Origin of the sequence: Pedobacter sp. UBA5917 (assembly GCF_002432345.1) — a bacterium.
Lineage (GTDB): Bacteria > Bacteroidota > Bacteroidia > Sphingobacteriales > Sphingobacteriaceae > Pedobacter.
Genome location: NZ_DJDT01000275.1, coordinates 1 through 18723, shown reverse-complemented (window position 1 = coordinate 18723; position 18723 = coordinate 1). Strand labels below are relative to the sequence as shown.

At 39.8% G+C, this 18723-nt stretch carries 22 protein-coding genes; 8 read left to right on the top strand and 14 right to left on the bottom strand.

All coding sequences use genetic code 11. The features are described from left to right. The first annotated feature begins 203 nt into the window (after window positions 1-203). The 4 genes from B2V92_RS18670 (at window position 204) to B2V92_RS18655 (ending at window position 3547) form a co-directional block, all read left to right on the top strand. A complete protein-coding gene (locus B2V92_RS18670) occupies window positions 204-1433 on the top strand; it encodes a serine hydrolase domain-containing protein (protein WP_293311034.1) in 1230 nt (409 codons plus the stop codon). Window positions 1434-1437: 4 nt separating this feature from the next. Beyond that, entirely contained in the window at window positions 1438-2421 is a 984-nt protein-coding gene (locus B2V92_RS18665; RefSeq protein ID WP_293311032.1) for a hypothetical protein, read from the top strand. A gap of 23 nt (window positions 2422-2444) precedes the next feature. Continuing rightward, window positions 2445-2750: a YbaB/EbfC family nucleoid-associated protein gene (locus B2V92_RS18660; RefSeq protein ID WP_293311030.1), complete on the top strand. Its 306-nt coding sequence runs from the start codon at window positions 2445-2447 to the stop codon at window positions 2748-2750. A gap of 119 nt (window positions 2751-2869) precedes the next feature. Then, window positions 2870-3547, top strand: coding sequence for a metal-dependent hydrolase (locus B2V92_RS18655; protein WP_293311028.1), 678 nt, complete (start codon window positions 2870-2872; stop codon window positions 3545-3547). Between the two features lie 342 nt (window positions 3548-3889). Here B2V92_RS18655 and B2V92_RS18650 read toward each other — a convergent pair whose 3' ends face one another. The 3 genes from B2V92_RS18650 to B2V92_RS18640 form a co-directional block, all read right to left on the bottom strand. Beyond that, window positions 3890-4231, bottom strand: a complete 342-nt coding sequence (locus B2V92_RS18650; protein WP_293311026.1) for a hypothetical protein — start codon at window positions 4229-4231, stop codon at window positions 3890-3892. Between the two features lie 243 nt (window positions 4232-4474). After that, entirely contained in the window at window positions 4475-7276 is a 2802-nt protein-coding gene (gene polA / locus B2V92_RS18645) for a DNA polymerase I (protein ID WP_293311024.1), read from the bottom strand. Window positions 7277-7381: 105 nt separating this feature from the next. After that, window positions 7382-8080, bottom strand: a complete 699-nt coding sequence (locus B2V92_RS18640) for a CPBP family intramembrane glutamic endopeptidase (RefSeq protein ID WP_293311022.1) — start codon at window positions 8078-8080, stop codon at window positions 7382-7384. A gap of 58 nt (window positions 8081-8138) precedes the next feature. On the opposite strand from B2V92_RS18640, the gene B2V92_RS18635 reads away from it, so the two are divergent. Further along, window positions 8139-8819, top strand: coding sequence for a hypothetical protein (locus B2V92_RS18635; protein WP_293311020.1), 681 nt, complete (start codon window positions 8139-8141; stop codon window positions 8817-8819). Between the two features lie 71 nt (window positions 8820-8890). Here B2V92_RS18635 and B2V92_RS18630 read toward each other — a convergent pair whose 3' ends face one another. From B2V92_RS18630 to trmB, 5 genes are all read right to left on the bottom strand, one after another. Continuing rightward, entirely contained in the window at window positions 8891-9478 is a 588-nt protein-coding gene (locus B2V92_RS18630; protein WP_293311018.1) for a DNA-3-methyladenine glycosylase I, read from the bottom strand. 1 nt (window position 9479) lies between these two features. After that, a complete protein-coding gene (locus B2V92_RS18625; protein WP_293311016.1) occupies window positions 9480-9842 on the bottom strand; it encodes a four helix bundle protein in 363 nt (120 codons plus the stop codon). 60 nt (window positions 9843-9902) lie between these two features. After that, window positions 9903-10244, bottom strand: a complete 342-nt coding sequence (locus B2V92_RS18620) for a carboxymuconolactone decarboxylase family protein (RefSeq protein ID WP_293311014.1) — start codon at window positions 10242-10244, stop codon at window positions 9903-9905. Between the two features lie 63 nt (window positions 10245-10307). Continuing rightward, a complete protein-coding gene (locus B2V92_RS18615; RefSeq protein WP_293311012.1) occupies window positions 10308-10643 on the bottom strand; it encodes an MGMT family protein in 336 nt (111 codons plus the stop codon). After that, window positions 10643-11293, bottom strand: coding sequence for a tRNA (guanosine(46)-N7)-methyltransferase TrmB (trmB, locus tag B2V92_RS18610; protein ID WP_293311010.1), 651 nt, complete (start codon window positions 11291-11293; stop codon window positions 10643-10645). The genes B2V92_RS18615 and trmB overlap by 1 nt, the downstream gene beginning before the upstream one ends. 112 nt (window positions 11294-11405) lie before the next feature. On the opposite strand from trmB, the gene fcl reads away from it, so the two are divergent. Continuing rightward, a complete protein-coding gene (gene fcl, locus B2V92_RS18605; protein WP_293311008.1) occupies window positions 11406-12332 on the top strand; it encodes a GDP-L-fucose synthase in 927 nt (308 codons plus the stop codon). Window positions 12333-12376: 44 nt separating this feature from the next. On the opposite strand, the gene B2V92_RS18600 is transcribed toward fcl, so the two are convergent. Beyond that, entirely contained in the window at window positions 12377-13336 is a 960-nt protein-coding gene (locus B2V92_RS18600) for a glycoside hydrolase family 130 protein (protein WP_293311006.1), read from the bottom strand. A gap of 394 nt (window positions 13337-13730) precedes the next feature. Here B2V92_RS18600 and B2V92_RS18595 point away from each other — a divergent pair, with 394 nt between their 5' ends. Next, the gene (locus B2V92_RS18595) at window positions 13731-14663 is read left to right on the top strand and encodes a hydrogen peroxide-inducible genes activator (protein ID WP_293311004.1); all 933 of its coding nucleotides are present in this window, start codon (window positions 13731-13733) and stop codon (window positions 14661-14663) included. Between the two features lie 214 nt (window positions 14664-14877). Here the strand turns inward: B2V92_RS18595 and B2V92_RS18590 are convergent, their stop codons facing one another. The 5 genes from B2V92_RS18590 to B2V92_RS18570 all read right to left on the bottom strand — a co-directional run bounded on the left by B2V92_RS18590 (window position 14878) and on the right by B2V92_RS18570 (window position 17752). Continuing rightward, window positions 14878-15111, bottom strand: coding sequence for a hypothetical protein (locus B2V92_RS18590; RefSeq protein WP_293311002.1), 234 nt, complete (start codon window positions 15109-15111; stop codon window positions 14878-14880). Between the two features lie 39 nt (window positions 15112-15150). Then, on the bottom strand, window positions 15151-15612 hold the full coding sequence (locus tag B2V92_RS18585; protein ID WP_293311000.1) for a hypothetical protein: 462 nt from the start codon (window positions 15610-15612) through the stop codon (window positions 15151-15153). A 99-nt stretch (window positions 15613-15711) separates the two neighbouring features. Beyond that, the gene (locus tag B2V92_RS18580) at window positions 15712-16320 is read right to left on the bottom strand and encodes a superoxide dismutase (protein WP_293310998.1); all 609 of its coding nucleotides are present in this window, start codon (window positions 16318-16320) and stop codon (window positions 15712-15714) included. A gap of 272 nt (window positions 16321-16592) precedes the next feature. After that, complete coding sequence (locus B2V92_RS18575; RefSeq protein WP_293310996.1) at window positions 16593-17060, bottom strand: nucleoside deaminase; 468 nt, start codon at window positions 17058-17060, stop codon at window positions 16593-16595. Window positions 17061-17416: 356 nt separating this feature from the next. Beyond that, window positions 17417-17752 carry a tRNA-binding protein gene (locus B2V92_RS18570; protein WP_293310994.1) on the bottom strand — a complete coding sequence of 112 codons (336 nt, stop codon included), beginning with the start codon at window positions 17750-17752 and terminating at the stop codon, window positions 17417-17419. 186 nt (window positions 17753-17938) lie between these two features. Between B2V92_RS18570 and B2V92_RS18565 the strand changes: the two genes are divergently transcribed. Then, window positions 17939-18723 (top strand): FGGY family carbohydrate kinase (locus B2V92_RS18565; protein WP_293310992.1); only part of this gene is annotated, 785 nt, incomplete at its 3' end.

Genomic DNA, 18723 nt, shown 5'->3' with positions numbered 1-18723 from the left:
TATGGCGGGGCAGAAGAGCGGCCCGAAGCAGATGAAGAGATTGCCAAAGTAAAGAATCCGGATAGCGACCCCGTGTATGGCAGTAAAGGCCATTTGTTTGAGTGCTGGTACAATCAAAAATGCGAAAATGTGTAAAACTCTTTCGTTTTTACAGTCTAAAATTCTTTAATTTTCGGGTTTTAAATACACTATCCCTGAAATAAATGAATTTTAGATATATATGTTCAGCATTAGCCCTCTCAGCAACTTTATTAACCGCCTGTTCGGGCAAAAAAGCTGAAGAGAAAAAGGCTGCTGAAAAAAAGATCCGCACGAAAGAAGACGATAAAGCCGATAGCCTTTTATTAGTTTATAATCCTGCCAAAGGCGATAAATGGATTGCCGATTTTGTAGACAACCTACATAAAAAGTTTGGTTTTAATGGCAATATGCTGGTGGCCAAAGATGGAAAGATCCTTTACGAAAAAGCCATAGGGTGGGCTGATTACCTGCACCGCGATAGCTTAACCATTAACTCTGAGTTTGAGTTGGCTTCTATCACCAAAACCTTTACCGGAACAGCCATTATGCAATTGGTGGAAGCCGGAAAACTATCATTGAACGACAATGTAAAAAAGTTTTATCCTAATTTCCCTTACGATGGGATAACCGTTAAATTATTGCTGTCGCACCGTAGCGGTATGATGAATTACGTATACTTTATCGATGATATCTGGCGTAAAGAAAAGCGCAACATGAAAAAAGGTGTAACCAACCAGGAAGTAATGGATGTGATAGCCGAACGCAAACCCAATCCTTACACCAAACCTGATAACCGTTTCCACTATAATAACTCGAACTTTATGGTTTTGGGGGCGATTATCGAGAAAGTAACCGGACAACGTTATTCCCAATACATGATGGAACACGTGTTTAAACCGGCCGGATTAAAACATACCCATGTGTATAGCACAACCGAGTATGAAAAAATTCCGGTTGATGTGGTTGGTCACGACCGCACATGGCGTTACTCTGTTGCACAGAACTTTTTGGATGGCCCGGTTGGAGATAAAGGCATTTACAGTACCGTACACGATTTAGTGTTGTTTGATAAATACCTGAAAAACGGAAGGTTATTGACCCAAAAAAGCCTTGATTCTGCTTATACAGGTCATAACAAACCCGTAAATGGACACTTTAACTATGGCTATGGCTGGCGGATGTTTGATGGCGAAAACATGGACAAAGTTGTTTACCATACCGGCTGGTGGCATGGTTTCCGCCACATTTATGTTAGGGATTTAAACAAAAACATTGTTATTGTGTTTTTAGGGAACCTCACCAACGGAAGTTTAATGCATCTCGACGATCTTTACAAGCACTTTGATATGCCGATTATCCGTAAGGGGGCTTATCACGGCAACGGAAGTTTGCCTGGCTCTGACGAAGATTAAATTTATGGCAAAAACAAAATGGATTATTGAACCCGGTACATTAACCATCTATCCAAAAAGGAATTTAAGGATAGTTGGATTGATATTTTTTGTATTGATTGCAGCATTTATTTTCTATTTATTTACATCACTGCAGGGCTATTCAGCTGGCTTTACCTTTGGCTATTATGGTTTTTTACTATTAATTCCGCTGTTGCTGGTTTTTATCGCCGAAACAAAGATTGTTTTTGATGGGAATAACAGGATCTTGTATAAAAAGATCGGTTTTTTACCCACTGGTTCAATTCCATTTGATGATATTGCCTCTGTACAGGCCTACGAAGTATTAGGAAGCGGATTTAATTACAGGCTGTTTAGAAAAAGCAACCGCCATGGTAAGGGCTTAATCGTTTCTAACGGTTACAGTAAAGCCAGCAACCCTAATCTGATCCAGTTTCAACAGGAAGTATTACCCAAAATTGATGAACTGGTTTTTGCCAATGCACCGGTAATTCCAAAACAGACCATTTACGATTTCCGTTTCTTTAAAGAGGAAGGAAACATATATTTATTACGTGATAACAAATTGGGCAGTTTGATCTTCGCATTGATTTTCATCGGCGCCACTGTTGCGATACTGCTTAATCCCGGTTTTATGGCCAATGAAAATGCTTTTAAAAGAATATTTCTAAGTTATCTTCCTGCCGCCATTGGTTTGGGGCTTCTTTTTGCCGCAACTTCTAATGTCCGTTTCGATAAAGACCAAAAGAAGATTATCCGTTCTACATTTGCAGGACGTGTAGTAAAGGAATACCCTTTTGATGACCTGATCCGTTTTCAGATTATCCGTAAAACAACCAATTTTATTTATTCGGGTACCGAAGTACGGGCCGAGATTTTATTGCCTGCCAAAAACAAGACAACCACTTTAATTCTTAAAAACTTTACGGGCACGAAAAAAATTGAACGCTTTCTCGACGAGGCGAATACGATTTTAGGCCGGATTTAGTTATATTATAAAACAAAACTTATATGTTCGATAAATTATTTGCGGCACAACAAAAAGCCGAAGAAATCAAAAAACGCCTGGATACCGTATCGGTTTATGGCGAAGTTGAAAATGGTGCAATAAAAATAACTGCAACAGCCAACAAAGCCATTACCGCAGTAGCCATCGACGAAGAATTTTTAAAAAATGCCGATAAAGAAGAGCTGGAAGAATTATTGTTAACTGTAATTAACAAAGCCCTGGCCAGTGCTGAGCAGGTGAGTGCAGCAGAAATGCAGGCATCGGCACAGGATATGCTGGGCGGCTTAGGTGGCATGTTCGGCCAATAATCAATAAGTTTGTCTTGATACTGAAATCTTGATACTCCAGTCTGAATACTTGATACCCCAATCTTGATACTGTAATTCCAACACTTGATACTCAAATCCCCATACTTGATACTATAATCATGAAATTCACTTATTATGGCCAATCTTGCTTCCTGCTCGAAGCTGCTGGCAAAAAATTATTGTTTGATCCATTTATTTCACACAATCCCTTAGCAAAACATATCGACATTAAATCGATAGAGGCAGATTATATTTTGGTTAGTCATGGTCATGGCGATCATGTGGCCGATCTGGTTGCGCTGGCTAAACAAACGCAGGCAACTGTTGTAGCAATGCCCGAAATTACGGATTGGGCCGCAAAACAGGGTGTAGAAAAGGTACACGGAATGAACTTCGGTAAATATACCTTCGATTGGGGTGCAGTACGTATGGTGCCGGCAACCCATTCATCGGGCTTACCTGATGGAAGTTATGGTGGCAACCCTGCCGGCTTTGTGCTGGAGGTTGATGGCAAACAGATTTATTTTGCAGGCGATACCGGTTTAACCATCGAAATGAAGGTTTTGGCAGATATCTATAACCTCGATTATGCCATTTTACCTATCGGCGGAAACTACACGATGGATGTTGATGATGCATTAATCGCGACTAAATATTTCGATTGCGATAAGGTAATCGGCGTTCACTATAATACCTTTCCGGTAATCGAAATCGATACCAAGGATGCTTTGGATAAATTTGAACGTGAAAAGAAAACGTTATTGTTGCCTGAAATCGGCGAGACGATAAGTTTGTAGTTTTATACGGATTACAAATCTGCCCACAATACCGTCATTTCGAGCGGAACGCAGTGGAGTGGAGAAATCTGTCTCGAGGCAGATCTCTCCACTTTGCTATGCTACGGTCGAGATGACGGTTATTATTAAGAGGATATGGCGGTCGTCTCTAGCGCAAGTCTTAGTGCTGATGGACAAAAGCAAAGGCCCGACTTGTGCTTTATTAAACTTTGAAAGGTACAATGGAAAGATGCTGAAATAAATTCAGCACGACGACTGAGCAGGGGCATTCTATCAAGCTATACCAAAACAAAAAAGGCCTCCGACTTTCATCGGAGACCTTTTCAAATTATAAACCTGAACCTAATTCTTTTTAGCAGCTTCTTTGTTTGCTTTGTAGCGCATATCAGCTGTACCGTCTTTTTTTGTAGGACCAGCAACTTTGGTTACTGCTTTTGCTTTATTTTCTTTAAAACGCATATCCGGAGTACCGTCTGCTTTTACTTTAGCAGTTGTAGTAGTGGTTTTGGTCTCTACTTTTTTAGCCTCTTGTTTTACGCCTGCTTTTACTGGTGCAGTTGTAGTTTTTACTTCTTTTTTAGCAACTGTTTTTGCTTTAGCCGGAGCTGTTGTTGCTGGTGTTTGAGCAAATGCTGTTGTTAAACCAAATGCTGCGATTGCGATTAAACTCAATAACTTTTTCATAATTTTTAGATTTGTTTTTAATTGTTATGAATCTTCTTCGTTTCACTCCGAGGTTTCATAATTTCTGATTTTTGTTTTACTCGTTTATTTTGTTGATATAAAATTCATAAATCGATATGAAGTTTTAATGAAGATAACGAATATTTTTATTTTTTAAATATATCCCCTTCAACATTGTATTATAAATGCAAGTGCTTAATAAAAACCAGTTTAATTTTTTGGATCGTTATAGGTAGGTTTATCTTAATGCGCTGCCAGCCAGTTATCACCCTCTCCAATTTCCACAACAATCGGTACGGTTAATTTCATGGCATTGGCCATTTTATCCTGGATAATGGCTTTCATTACCTCTTTTTCCGATTTTAATACATCAAACACCAACTCATCATGCACCTGCATGGTCATGGTTGATTGCAGGTTCTGTGCTTTCATCTCTTTATGGATATTGATCATCGCAATTTTGATCATATCAGCAGCAGAGCCCTGTATAGGCGCGTTAATGGCATTTCGTTCTGCAAAACCACGTACAGTTTGGTTTGCAGAGTTAATATCACGTAAATAGCGCCTCCTGCCCATTATCGTTTCTACAAATCCATTTTCACGCGCAAAATTCATCGTATCGCTCATGTAACGTTTAATGCCGGGATACTGTGCAAAATACTGCTCGATAATTTCTGCAGCTTCTTTACGCGGGATACCCAGGTTTTGTGATAAACCAAATGCTGATTGACCGTAAATAATACCAAAGTTTACCGCTTTTGCATTTCTGCGCTGTGTACCATCTACCTCTTCAATACTTACACCATATACTTTAGCTGCAGTGGCGGTGTGGATATCGATACCTTTACTGAAAGCATCAAGCATATTTTCTTCCTTACTGATTTCTGCAATGATGCGCAATTCGATCTGCGAATAATCGGCAGATAACAGGATATGGTTTTCATCCCTTGCAATAAAGGCCTTACGTACTTCCCTGCCACGTTCGGTACGGATCGGGATGTTCTGTAAATTTGGATTATTAGAACTTAACCTGCCGGTTGCAGCCACAGCCTGGTTATATGAAGTATGCACCCTGCCGGTTTTTGGGTTGACCATTAAAGGCAGCGCATCAACATAAGTTGATTTAAGCTTCTGTAACTGGCGGAAATCTAAAATATCCTGTACGATATCACTTTTACTCGCTAAGGCCATTAAAACGTCCTCTCCGGTCTGATATTGACCTGTTTTGGTCTTTTTAGCTTTTGGATCAAGCTGGAGTTTGTCAAACAGCACCTCTCCCAACTGTTTTGGGGAGGCCAGATTGAATTTTATTCCCGCTTTATCATAAACATTCTGTTCGAACTTGATGATTTCAGTCTCCAGTTCTTTAGAATATGCCTGTAAAGTTTCGATATCAATGCGGACACCTTCCTTTTCGATATCGGCCAATACATATACCAAAGGGTTTTCAATTTCCTCCGCCAGTTTAGCGGCATTGAGTTCTTTTAATTTCGGTTCGAAAGTATGCGCCAACTGTAAAGTTACATCGGCATCTTCTGCGGCATAATCAACCACATCAATTACCGGAACATCGCGCATGGTTAACTGGTTTTTACCTTTCGGGCCGATTAATTTGGTGATCGAAATCGGCGAATAACCAAGATAGTTTTCTGACAGCACATCCATTCCGTGGCGGGTATCCGGGTCGATTAAATAATGGGCCAGCATGGTATCAAAAAGTTTTCCTTTTACTTCAACACCGTACCATTTTAATACAAGAATGTCGTATTTGGTATTCTGACCTATTTTTTCGATGGATTCATTCTCCAGTACCACCCTAAATTCATCAACAATCTGCTGGGCCTCTTCCCTAGCTGCCGGAACAGGGATATAATAGCCGGTACCTGGTTTTATAGAGAAAGATAAACCCACCAGATCGGCCATGTTGGCGTCGGTGCCGGTGGTTTCTGTATCAAAGGAGATCCGTTTTTCGGCCAACAATAATTTAATCAAATCGGCACGTTGTGCTGCCGTATCTACCAGTTGATAATCGTGTTCGGTATTTTCGATGGTTTTGGCCGGAAGTTTTTCTGCCGGTTCCTCTTCAATGGTATTGGTGTATTGTATGGTTTCAACAGGTTGTCCGAACAGATCGGTTTGGGTACCTTCCTGAAAACGCGCAGTAGTAACCGAAAATTCGTCGCCAAATACCCTGCGGCCCAAAGTCCTGAATTCTAATTCGGTAAATAAAGGCTCTAATAAATCGCGGCTCGGATCGCAAAGTTCTAAACTGGCTTCATCCAGTTCAACCGGAACATCCAGTAAAATGGTGGCCAGTTTTTTAGATAGCAAACCCTGTTCGGCGAAATTCTCCACATTTTCGCGTTGTTTGCCTTTTAATTCGTGTGAGTTTTCGATAATTTTCTCCATCGAGCCATATTGCTTGATCAAAGCTTTTGCGGTTTTTTCGCCAATACCCGGAATCCCCGGAATGTTATCAACAGCATCGCCCCACAATCCTAAAATATCGATTACCTGTAATACATTTTCGATCTCCCATTTTGCCAATACTTCCTTTACACCCAAAATTTCCATCTCGTTACCCATACGGGCAGGTTTGTAGATGAAAATATTTTCGGAAACCAGTTGTGCAAAATCTTTATCAGGTGTCATACAATATACCTGATAGCCTTTTTGTTCTGCTTTTTTAGCAAGTGTGCCGATAATATCGTCGGCCTCGTAACCATCAGAGGTAATAACCGGGATATTGAAACCGGTGATCAGTTTAATTACATAAGGCATTGCAGCGGCCAGATCCTCGGGCATGGCCTGGCGTTGTGCCTTGTAAGCTTCGAATGTAGTATGCCTTTCGGTTGGTGCTTCAGTATCGAAAACAACAGCAATATGTGTCGGTTTTTCTTTCTTCAGCACATCCAGCAGGGTATTGGTAAAGCCCATTACTGCCGATGTATTGATGCCTGTTGAGGTAAAACGCGGATTTTTACTTAGTGCAAAATGCGCCCTGTACATTAGCGCCATACCGTCGAGGAGAAAGAGTTTTTTCATATTATGATTTCACTGATTAAATGATTGCACCGATAAACCCAATGATATACTTACCGGATGATATATTAACCAAAGTTAAAGGTTTAGAAGAGATATACATTCAATTTAACTGAAAAAGAATGCTAATATTACCATGATAAAATTGTAGAAGGCATGTAATAAAATTGAATATATCAAACCGTATTTAATTCTCAGATAGCCCAGAGATAACCCCATAAACCCTTGTGAGATAACAAATAAGATAAAAGCAGGATCGCTTAATGTTAATCCTTTAATATTGTTCAAATGTATCAATCCGAATATAATGGCAGAATAATAAAGAAGATAGCCAAACGATCTTTGTTGAAAAACCAGCCTCTTGCGTATATCCATCGTTTTAAAATATACTTGAAGGATTAATGCAATAAAAATAAAAAAGAGATATACAGGCCATGTAAGGAAACTGCTCTTTATAAAGTAATTTGAGATCAGGCCCAAGGTAAAACACACAAAATATATTGGCAGATATTTCTTTCTCAGATGCCATCTAAATAAAAACTCTTCTAAAACTGGTGCAATAATACAAACCAAAAGTAAGGTCACGGTTAACCCATATTTCTTGAGAATATCGATTTCCTGAACATATTCCTTAATAATTTTAAAATGAACTAAAATATAATAGGTGGTTATTACTAAACCTGCAAAAAATAGATCAAGCAGGAGCAACCACAACATATCTCTCCAAAGAGATTTGTTATCTTTACTGAGTTTTAAAAGTTTTGGCTTTCTTAAGAATTGCCAAAATGTAGAGAGCGTTTCAATCATTATTGTTTTTAGATATTATTTTTAAATAATTTACGTTGTATCCCGATATTGCTAACTTATGAAGATTTTTAACCTTTTTATTTTATTTTTTTCAATAACGCTTACCACTTATGCCCAGGATTTTATCGTTAAAAACAATGATGATGTGATCAGGGGAACCATTAAGGGTACCGATTATTTTTCGGTTTTTATCAGTGCCAATGATGAAGCAGATGTGATTTTGCCCGCAAAGGATGTAAAAAACTTTTTCTGGAACGGCGATAGTTTTGTAAGTAAAGGCTTTGCAAACGGCCGTAATTTCGAGTACCGTTTTGTAAAAGTAATCGAAATGGGTACAGTTAATCTTTATTCTTTCGGTGGAGGCACTTTGGTGCCGGCGGTAAAAGAGAAAAAGGTAAAATTCAGACCTTCAATCGGTATTGGTACCGGAACCGGCGGTTATGGCGGCATGGGTATGGGCGGGGGCATAAGCATTGGCGGTGGACGGAGTTCTGCACCTGAGCGACCGGCCGGAGCACCTGTTGTGCGCTACTTTATCGAAAAACCTGGCGCCGGACCCTTACAGGAAGTGCCGATGAAAGCCATAACCGATGATGCAAAAAAAACTGAAGTTAAAAATATCCTGTTGCAAAAAATGGGCGATCAGCCAGCATTAAAAGCCAAAATAGAAGTTGGCGCCGACTTTAATACCCGCGATGTAACGGAATGGGTAAAGGAGTATAACGCGACAAAGAAATAAATAGGATTAATAATGGATTTTGGGATTGCAGGATCGATTTCGCTAAATGATATATACCGAACTTTTTTAGATTACCTTGCGCAGCAGTTTAACAGGTGATCGTTAACCATTCCGGTAGCCTGCATGTGTGCATAACAGATGGTGGTGCCAAAAAACTTAAAGCCACGTTTTTTCATGTCTTTGCTGATGCGGTCTGATAATTCGGTTCGTGGTGGAACATCGCCCATTTTTTCGATACGGTTCTGGATCGGTTTACCATCGGGCACAAAACTCCACATGTATTTTGAGAAACTGTCAAATTCTTTCTGGATTTCGATAAAAAGTTTGGCGTTTGTAATGGCGCTATTTACCTTTAAGCGGTTACGGATAATGCCTTCATCGTTCATTAACCTTTCTACATCCTTTTCGGTAAAAGCAGCTACTTTTTTAACATCGAAACCTGCAAAAGCCTTACGGTAATTTTCGCGCCGGCGGAGAATGGTAATCCAGCTCAAACCGGCCTGCGCACCTTCCAATATTAAAAACTCAAATAAAATTTTATCATCATAAACCGGCTTCCCCCATTCTTCATCATGGTATTTAATGTAAAGCGGATCGGAAGTGGCCCAGGAGCAGCGTATTTTTGAGTCCTTAGTCTTTAGTCCAGAGTCTTGAGTCATGTTATGCGAACTTTGCGGGGTTGTTAATCATAAAGTTTAATAGTTTGCTTATTTCTTCACATTGGGCATCCAAATCATTGAATTTCTCTTCAGAAATGTAATTGCAGGCCAAAGCTACATCTAACCAAACCTGGGTTTCACCATTTTCCATATCAGCATCTGTTAATTTACTGATGAAATGATTTGGGTACCTTCTCTTTTTGTAAGCTTCTCCAATACAACTACAAACAGATCTTGAAGATCTGCGGATTTGGTCTGTCAAACTGTATTGCTCTGATTTAGGAAAGTCTTTTGTCAAGGTAAAGATATCCATCAAAAGAGTGAATCCCTTTTTGTATGCTATTAATTCTCTAAATTTCCCCATCTTTTTTAACTAATATAAGCATTTGGGAAGAGAAATAGACTTAGGACTACAGACTGTGGACTAAGAACTCAATTCATCCCAATACTCAACAGCTCTCCTGTAATGCGGGATTACGATGCTGCCGCCTACCAGGTTGGCGATCATGAAGATTTCGTTCATTTCGTCGTTGTTTACGCCTGCATCGAAACACTTACCCAGATGATATTTAATACAATCGTCGCAGCGCAATACCATCGATGCCACCAGGCCCAACATTTCTTTTGTTTTAACATCTAAAGCACCATCGGCATAGGAAGTGGTATCTAAAGCGAAAAACCGTTTGATGTTCGTATTCGCTGTTTCCATTATCCTATCGTTCATTTTTTCGCGATAGCCGTTAAATTCTTCTACTAACTTTCCCATATTTAATTATTGACGGAATGAATTTTGAATGAGAGAATGACGTTAATGTCGAATACGATCCGTTTAATCAAGATTGATTTCTTCCAGTGGATTCCAGAATACTTTTTTAAAGTTAACCACCTTATCATTTTTAACTTCAACACCTTCCTGCTTTAACAGTTCTTCCATTAATTCGGGTGGTTTAAAATGGAATTTTCCGGTAAGGAGGCCGCTGCTGTTCACCACACGGTGTGCAGGTACCTTGGGGTGGGCCGTACCGGCATAAAGCATGGCATGCCCAACCATCCGCGATGATTTTGCCGCACCCAAACTTTTGGCAATTGCCCCATAAGAAGTAACCCGTCCCTTTGGGATCAGGCGGGCAATCTCATAAACCTGTTCGTAAAAATTGGTGTCCATTATTCAAAAGAAAATTGAATATAGTTAATATTTTTATCGTGTAAGAGGTATTTTTTCTCGTAATAGGTTTTGATCGATAATACATCGTCAACCAGGTCAGAAGTATATAAATGATCGGTGTTTTTATGTACAGGCAAACTTAATTCTGCAACTTTTTCGCAGGTATAAGCATAAAGTTGATCGTTATCGGTTTTTAAATTAACCCTACCACCTGATTTTAAAACCAGTTTGTACCTGTTCAAAAATGCAGGAAACGTTAATCGTTTTTTCTCGCGGCTATCCTGCGGTTGTGGATCAGGAAAGGTAATCCAGATCTCGTCGATCTCCCCTTCGCTAAAATAATCCAGTATGTTTTCGATCTGGATCCTTAAAAAAGCAACATTATCTATCCCATCTTCTATCGCTGTTTTTGCTCCACGCCAAATGCGGTTACCCTTGTAATCAACGCCGATAAAATTCTTTTCAGGGAACAGCCTGGCCAGATTTACCGAATATTCGCCCTTGCCACATGCCAGTTCGAGCACAATAGGATTGTTGTTTTTAAAATGTGCTGAAGCCCAATTGCCTTTCAAGGCCTTCCCTGCATCTAATTGATATACGTTTGCAAATGTTTCGATTTCTGCAAAACGCCTAAGTTTATCTTTACCCAAAAGTTTTTTTTCTGCAAAAATACAATTAAATCAATAATCGATGTTTCTTTTGCCAGAAAGATTAATGTGAGTCTTAGTTAAGAATCGTATTTTTGTGGTCTATAAAATTACCGTGGAAAAAGAAGCTAAAATATATGTTGCAGGCCATCGTGGTATGGTGGGTTCGGCTATTTACCGTAAACTGCAGAAAGAGGGTTACCAAAATATCATCACCAGAACTTCTGCTGAGCTGGATTTACGCAACCAACAGGCCGTAACCGATTTCTTTGCAGAAGAAAAACCTGATTATGTTTTTCTTGCTGCGGCAAAAGTTGGTGGTATAGTAGCTAACAATACCTACAGGGCTGATTTTCTGTATGAGAATTTAGCCATCCAGAACAACGTAATCCACAATGCTTATGTAAACGGTGTGAAAAAGCTGATGTTTTTAGGCTCAAGCTGTATTTACCCCAAAATGGCTCCACAGCCCTTAAAAGAAGATTATCTGTTAACCGGAACTTTAGAGCATACCAACGAGCCTTATGCCATTGCCAAAATTGCAGGGATCAAAATGTGCGATGCTTACCGCGATCAGTATGGATGTAATTTTATTTCGGTAATGCCAACCAACCTTTATGGTTACAACGATAATTACCATCCCCAAAATTCGCATGTTTTGCCGGCGCTGATCCGTAAGGTGCACGAAGCAAAAATCAATAACGAAAAAGAAGTGGTGGTTTGGGGATCGGGTTCGCCGATGCGCGAATTCTTATTTGCCGATGATCTGGCCGATGCCTGTTATTTCCTGATGCAAAACTATAATGAACCCCATCTGATCAACATCGGTACCGGACACGATTTAACCATTAAAGACCTTGCCCTGCTTATTAAAGATGTGTTGGGCTTTGAAGGTGAACTGGTATTTGATGCCAGCAAACCCGACGGAACACCGCGTAAATTAATGGACGTAAGTAAACTGCACAATTTAGGCTGGAAACATCAGATTGAACTGCGCGAAGGTATCGCATTGGCTTACCAGGATTTCGAAAGCAGGTATTAAAATAATTTTTCATCGGTGCGCTGGATAACATCCTGCGCACTTTTTTATTTTTTAGCCCCCGGATCATAAATGGCTACGGCCACCTGGCTATCGGCACAGCCGTAATATAAAAACCATTTCTTTTTAAAGTAAACCAGGCCTTCTATAAAAACCGTGCCTGCAGGGTATTGCCCGCTCTTTTCAAATGATGCTGTAGGCACGAAAAAAGGTTGGTCGAGCCGGGCGATCACTTTTGATGGATTTTTCAGATCGAACAGCACTTGCCCGGCCGAATAGGTATTGGCTGTATAGTTGGTATCCCTTTCGGCATCACCCCTGTTTTTGCCGTTATATAAAACTAAAATGCCCTTATCGGTAACAATTGCCGGCGGACCGCATTCGGTTAGATCGCTGTCGAAGTAGTTTTTTCTGGGTTTTATAATTAAATCTAAATCACCTTTTGCATTTAAAGTAGGTTCCCAATTGATGAGATCGACTGAAGTAGCTATATTCATGAAACGTTCTCCCCAGTACATCATGTATCTGCCGTTTATTTTGGTAATTACCTGTTTACCATTTTCTACCTTGGTAACAATCGAACCCGATTTGCATTTGAGATCGTGAAACTTACCATTGTAGGCTTTATTAAATGCAGGGCCGTGCTTGGTCCAGTGTTTCAAATCTTTGGATGTGGCTACCGCCAGGCGGAATATATTGCGGTTCCATTGGGTATAAAGCATCACATACAAACCCTCAGCGGTAACTGCAATTCGTGGATCTTCACAACCACCCGGCCATTCGTATGCTTTCTGATCATCTTCGTCAGGGTAGAGTACCGGCTCCAGATACCGTTTCATTTTAATACCATCATTACTTTCGGCAATACCTATCCTCGAAGTGCGCATACCAATACCATTTCCCGATTTATCCTCACCACGGTACAGCACATATATTTTATTTTTGTTTACAGTGGCAGCTGGATTAAACACATCGCCCGCTTCCCATGCTATTTTTTGTTTACTCATGGGGTCGAGAAAAAAACTTTCGTTTTTTGGCGAAATAATCGGATTAACATTTTCAGGTCGTATAAATGGCCCTATTGCCCAGTTGGGAAGTTGATTCTGGGCATTAGCTATAAACGCTAACGGAAGAAAAACTGTGAAAAAGAATAAGTGTAAAGCAACTCTGTTCATAAAGCTAAAATACCTAATTAATCTGGTAAGTGGATGATGGTTAGATTATTGCTAATTAAATCAATCATGCCTAAATATCCTATTCAACTTTTTGTTTAAATGTCTCATTTTAAACAGGTAATTTTCTTCTCCACATCATTCGGGATTTAGTTAATATTTATTCGTACATCGATTCTTATTATAGTTAAAATTGATATATTTGATATTATAAATAAATTTTGATTATATGACCCTTGTTCAGCTCGAATATATTGTTGCCGTTGATACTTACAGAAGTTTTGTAACTGCTGCTGATAAGTGTTTTGTTACCCAGCCAACCTTGAGCATGCAGGTGCAAAAACTGGAAGAGTTGATCAATGTTAAAATCTTCGACAGGAGTAAACAACCGGTGAGTCCTACAGAGATAGGATCGCAGATTATTGCGCAGGCAAGAATCATTTTGCAGGAAAGCGGTAAGATCAAAGAACTGATCAACAGTCAGCAGCAGGATGTTTTGGGTGAATTAAAAATCGGCGTTATACCAACTGTAGCCCCTTATTTATTGCCCGAGGTAATTTCGGCCATGCTGGAGAAATACCCTGAGCTTAAGCTTTTAATCTGGGAATATACCACCGAAGATATTATCCATCATTTAAAAACGGGGGTACTGGATTGCGGGATTTTGGCTACCCCTTTAACCGATCCGAACATTACCGAAACCCCATTGTATTACGAAAATTTTGTAAGTTATATTAGTAAAAACAGCAAGCTTTATAAAAAGAAAGCCGTTGATGCAGAAGACCTGAACGACGAAAATATCTGGCTGTTAAACGAGGGGCATTGTATGCGGAACCAGGTGTTAAATATCTGCCGTTCTACAAAAAATAACAGGTTACAGGGCTTGGAATACAATACCGGAAGTGTAGAAACATTGGTGCGCATGGTTGATTTAAATGGTGGTGCCACCTTACTGCCCGAACTGGCCATAGCAGAGTTAAATGCCAAACAGACCAGTAAGATCCGTCATTTTAAATCTCCGGAGCCTGTTCGCGAAATCAGTTTGGTTACGCACAAAAACTTCATCAAAAAACGGATGCTGATTGCTTTAAAAGATGAAATTTTAGAAATCATTCCAAAGGCCATGAAGCAGAAAAAGAAAAAAGATATTGTAGGGATTTAATCTTCTTGCGAAGTTTGAAGGGGGCTGTGCGAAGGGAAACTTCGCAAGTTTGCCTGCGATTCGTCATGCTGAACTTGTTTTATTCGCCATTTTTATTGTTATTCAATGGTCTAATAGCTACTACGTGGTCAGCATCTTTCTTGCTATAAAGACCCTGAAATGAATTCAGGGTGACGGCCTCTGATAAAGGTTCGCGTTAATAAGATGTATTTATTTAAACCTCGGTAGCTAATTCCTTATCCACATGATCAGCCAGTTTGTAGCTTTGTGCTTCGGGGTTTTTATCTTCTAAAAAGATAAGTATAATCAGTGAAATAATTGGAATTAAAAAAGAAATCAAAAACCAGAACCAAAACTTGCGACCTGTTCTTTTTGCTAAAAAACCGGCAAGTAACTGTGGCGATAATAAAAGCCCCAGTACAATCGTTCCAAGGATTATCTCTGGCATTTTTTAATGGATTATTGCCTGTAATTTAAACCTTTAATATTATTGGTTCTGTTTTTCAACCGGAGGGCCAGAAAGCAATCCTTTGATATCGCTCTCCACTTCTTCTTCCTCACCTTTTTTCTTTTTCTTTTTTTTGTCTTTCAGGCCTTTTCCACTTAAACGTTCTTCGATAACTTTATCGTATTCTGTTTGCTGTTCAGGTCTTAATACGTTGCGGATATTTTTGGTGGTTTCGTTCTGTAGTTTATAGAATTTATCTATATCCTCCTCGCGCGAATTTCCGGCCTGTTGTTTTTTGATTAAATCGGCTTGTTCTTTAGCCTGGTTAAAAGTGAAGCTATAAATTACACTTTTTTGCGTACCGTTAAGTTTTAACCTTTTATCAAGGTCTTCTACATTTTTTTGTGCAATTTCTGTAGGTGTTGGCACTTTGTTCTGCTGTGCACTCACCAATCCATTTACACCAACAACAATTAAAAATAAAATTACAAGCCTTTTCATTTCGAACATTTTAATATGTGCGAAGTTACTTAATTATCTTAAAACAAGAAAGTCCCGATTTAAATCGGGACTTTCTTAAAAATTTATAGGAATTGTAGCTTACAAAGCTTTTTTGTAAAGTTCTGCAACTGCATCCCAGTTAATTACATTCCAGATTGCCGCTAAATAATCAGGGCGTTTGTTCTGGTATTTTAAGTAATATGCGTGTTCCCAAACATCGATACCTAAAATTGGAGTACCTTTTACTTCAGCGATATCCATTAAAGGGTTATCCTGGTTAGGGGTAGAAGAAACCTGAAGTTTTTTATCAGCACCAACTGATAACCAGGCCCAGCCCGAACCGAAACGGGTAGCACCAGCTTCCTGTAATTTTGTTTTAAGATCAGCAAACGAACCGAAAGTTTCGTTGATTGCTTTTGCTAAATCGCCGGTTGGCTCGCCACCTTTATTTGGGCCTAAAATGTTCCAGAATAAAGAGTGGTTATAATGACCGCCACCATTGTTTCTAACAGCAGCAGGGAATTTTGAAATGTGTTTTACAATTTCCTCGATGCTCGAAGTCGCTTCAGGTTTACCTTCTAATGCTTTGTTTAAGTTGGTAACGTAAGCCTGATGATGTTTATCGTGGTGGATTTCCATCGTAGTTTTATCGATATGCGGTTCTAATGCATCGGTTGCGTAGTGTAACGCAGGTAATTCAAAAGCCATAATGTTTATGTTTTAAGATTTAAAAATGTTTCTAGTAGCAAATATAACATTAGAACGTTAAGATTTGTTCATGTTATTATCATCAAATCGTTTTCTGGGTTAATGTTGTAATGTTGGCAGGTTTCAAAGTTGGAAAGTTTAAGGAGGAAAACGTTTTTCTTTGGGTTATGGTTGATGGTTTTTTGGATCAGCGTAAGGTAATCAACCATAATACCATGAGCGATTAACTGTTGGCTATAAAGCTGTGAGCCAATCCCCGCACCGGTCCAGCGCTATCGCTTCTTCGCGAAAAACCCTTTCATCAAAGCCCCGCATTCTTCTGCCATTACCCCGCCTTTCAGTACCGTTTTAGGGTGAAGCAGATTTGCATTCTTGGAGATAAAACCTCTTTTTTCTTCCCGTGCACCGTAAACAATTCGGCCAATCTGGGTCCAGTAACTTGCACCTGCGCACATTACGCAAGGTTCGATGGTTACATATAAAGTACAATCCCTTAAATATTTTCCGCCGATGGTTTGGGCGGCCGAAGTAAATGCCTGCATCTCGGCATGTGCCGTAACATCGTTAAAACGCTCAGTGAGATTATAGCCACGGCCAATAACGCGGTTTTTGCTTACCACAATGGCTCCTATCGGAATTTCATCAGCTGCCAGGGCTTTTTTCGCTTCCTCTAAAGCCAGTTTCATATAATGGATATCTTCTTCAGCAGGATCGGTATCTTCGAAATTGTAAAAACTCATAGCGCAAATATAGGGTAACACTTCCGAAGTTTACAGCGCCTGGTGCGTTGGCAAAACTTCGGAAGTTTCTATAGGCCAAAGCGCAGGCGAATTTCGGAAGTCTAAAGATAATTTTTTGAAGCGCAGTTTCAATGCTTATCGGTTTGCTTCGGTCCTGCTTTGCGTTACTTCCGATGAAAAATCGGAATCACTTCAATCAGGGCTAATTTACGAAGGTTTGTGCTAAGACTTCCGAAGTTTCGAAGGCCATTGCGTTGAAAAACTTCGGAAGTCTTAAGATAATTTTTTGAAGCGCAATTGTTGTGCTTATTGGCTGCCGCGGTCCTGCTCTCTGTCACCCGACGTGAAGTCGGGTGCTACACCAGCTTACTCCCATTAGGTACTTTGCTTTGTACTGCGGTTAATACAATATCTCCGTTTTCATCGGCAAAACCCGTAACCAAAAACTCCGACATAAATTTGCCGATCTGCTTTTTAGGGAAATTGATTACGCCAACAATCTGTTTGCCGGGCAGTTCTTCCAGTGCATAATGTTTGGTAATCTGCGCGCTGCTCATTTTAATACCGAATTCACCAAAATCTACTTTTACTTTGTAGGCCGGTCTGCGGGCTTCAGGAAACTCAAAGGCTTCCAGAATGGTGCCCACCCTTAATTCTACTTTTTCGAAATCATCCCAGGTAATCTGTTCCATCACATAATTTTTAATGTATCTCCCCAAAAGTATAAATTATCTGCGATTAGGGCAGTTCATGGTCAATATTACAGCTTAAAAAACAGGTGATAACCAACATGATTTTATAAAAAATTTGCGATTTATATTTTAACCTCTATCTTTATGCAACCGTTTGCATAACCAGATATAAAATAATTTAAAACCATGTATTTATTAGGAATCGATTTAGGTACCTCCTCTATAAAAGTTGCAATTGTTGATGTAGCCACACAAAAAAAAGTGGTTACCGTTCAATATCCGGATGAAGAAACAGCAATCAAATCCCTGCAACCGGGCTGGGCAGAGCAATCGCCTGATGATTGGTGGCAGAACGTTCAGCAGGCCATACTTAAATTAAATGCTACCGGATTGTTCGATCCCAAAGAGATTAAATCAATCGGTATTGCCTATCAGATGCACGGTTTGGTAGTGGTAGATCAAAATCAAAAGGTTCTGCGCGATAGCATTATCTGGTGCGATAGCCGAGCTGTTGAGTTGGGTAACGGAGCTTTTGAGGCCATTGGTGCCGAAAAATCATTAAAACACCTGTTAAACTCCCCGGGCAACTTTACAGCCTCAAAACTCGCCTGGGTAAAAGAAAATGAACCTGATGTTTATGAACATATAGATAAGGTAATGCTACCGGGTGATTTTATTGCCATGAAATTGACAGGCGAAATTACCACCAGTATTTCTGCCCTTTCTGAGGGGATTTTCTGGGACTTCGAAAACCACGAAATTTCTAAAGACGTGCTGAATTATTATGGCATTAACGAACAGCTTATCCCTACCGTAAAACCATTATTCTCGGCACATGGTTATTTAAAAGCTGATATTGCTTCTTTATTGGGCTTAACAGCAGGTATTCCCGTTGCTTATAAATCAGGCGACCAGCCGAATAATGCACTTTCTTTAAATGTATTAAAACCGGGCGAAGTGGCTGCAACAGC

Bases quoted from the DNA above. Each gene is read 5' to 3' on its own strand.
- B2V92_RS18585 (WP_293311000.1), bottom strand. From the start codon at position 15,612: ATGAAAAGGCTTGTAATTTTATTTTTAATTGTTGTTGGTGTAAATGGA.
- B2V92_RS18580 (WP_293310998.1), bottom strand. From the start codon at position 16,320: ATGGCTTTTGAATTACCTGCGTTACACTACGCAACCGATGCATTAGAA.
- B2V92_RS18640 (WP_293311022.1), bottom strand. From the start codon at position 8,080: ATGATTGAAACGCTCTCTACATTTTGGCAATTCTTAAGAAAGCCAAAA.
- B2V92_RS18620 (WP_293311014.1), bottom strand. From the start codon at position 10,244: ATGGGAAAGTTAGTAGAAGAATTTAACGGCTATCGCGAAAAAATGAAC.
- B2V92_RS18595 (WP_293311004.1), top strand. From the start codon at position 13,731: ATGACCCTTGTTCAGCTCGAATATATTGTTGCCGTTGATACTTACAGA.
- B2V92_RS18575 (WP_293310996.1), bottom strand. From the start codon at position 17,060: ATGAGTTTTTACAATTTCGAAGATACCGATCCTGCTGAAGAAGATATC.
- B2V92_RS18630 (WP_293311018.1), bottom strand. From the start codon at position 9,478: ATGACTCAAGACTCTGGACTAAAGACTAAGGACTCAAAAATACGCTGC.
- B2V92_RS18650 (WP_293311026.1), bottom strand. From the start codon at position 4,231: ATGAAAAAGTTATTGAGTTTAATCGCAATCGCAGCATTTGGTTTAACA.
- B2V92_RS18665 (WP_293311032.1), top strand. From the start codon at position 1,438: ATGGCAAAAACAAAATGGATTATTGAACCCGGTACATTAACCATCTAT.
- polA (WP_293311024.1), bottom strand. From the start codon at position 7,276: ATGAAAAAACTCTTTCTCCTCGACGGTATGGCGCTAATGTACAGGGCG.
- B2V92_RS18625 (WP_293311016.1), bottom strand. From the start codon at position 9,842: ATGGGGAAATTTAGAGAATTAATAGCATACAAAAAGGGATTCACTCTT.
- B2V92_RS18570 (WP_293310994.1), bottom strand. From the start codon at position 17,752: ATGGAACAGATTACCTGGGATGATTTCGAAAAAGTAGAATTAAGGGTG.
- B2V92_RS18655 (WP_293311028.1), top strand. From the start codon at position 2,870: ATGAAATTCACTTATTATGGCCAATCTTGCTTCCTGCTCGAAGCTGCT.
- B2V92_RS18590 (WP_293311002.1), bottom strand. From the start codon at position 15,111: ATGCCAGAGATAATCCTTGGAACGATTGTACTGGGGCTTTTATTATCG.
- B2V92_RS18600 (WP_293311006.1), bottom strand. From the start codon at position 13,336: ATGAGTAAACAAAAAATAGCATGGGAAGCGGGCGATGTGTTTAATCCA.
- B2V92_RS18615 (WP_293311012.1), bottom strand. From the start codon at position 10,643: ATGGACACCAATTTTTACGAACAGGTTTATGAGATTGCCCGCCTGATC.
- B2V92_RS18670 (WP_293311034.1), top strand. From the start codon at position 204: ATGAATTTTAGATATATATGTTCAGCATTAGCCCTCTCAGCAACTTTA.
- B2V92_RS18660 (WP_293311030.1), top strand. From the start codon at position 2,445: ATGTTCGATAAATTATTTGCGGCACAACAAAAAGCCGAAGAAATCAAA.
- B2V92_RS18635 (WP_293311020.1), top strand. From the start codon at position 8,139: ATGAAGATTTTTAACCTTTTTATTTTATTTTTTTCAATAACGCTTACC.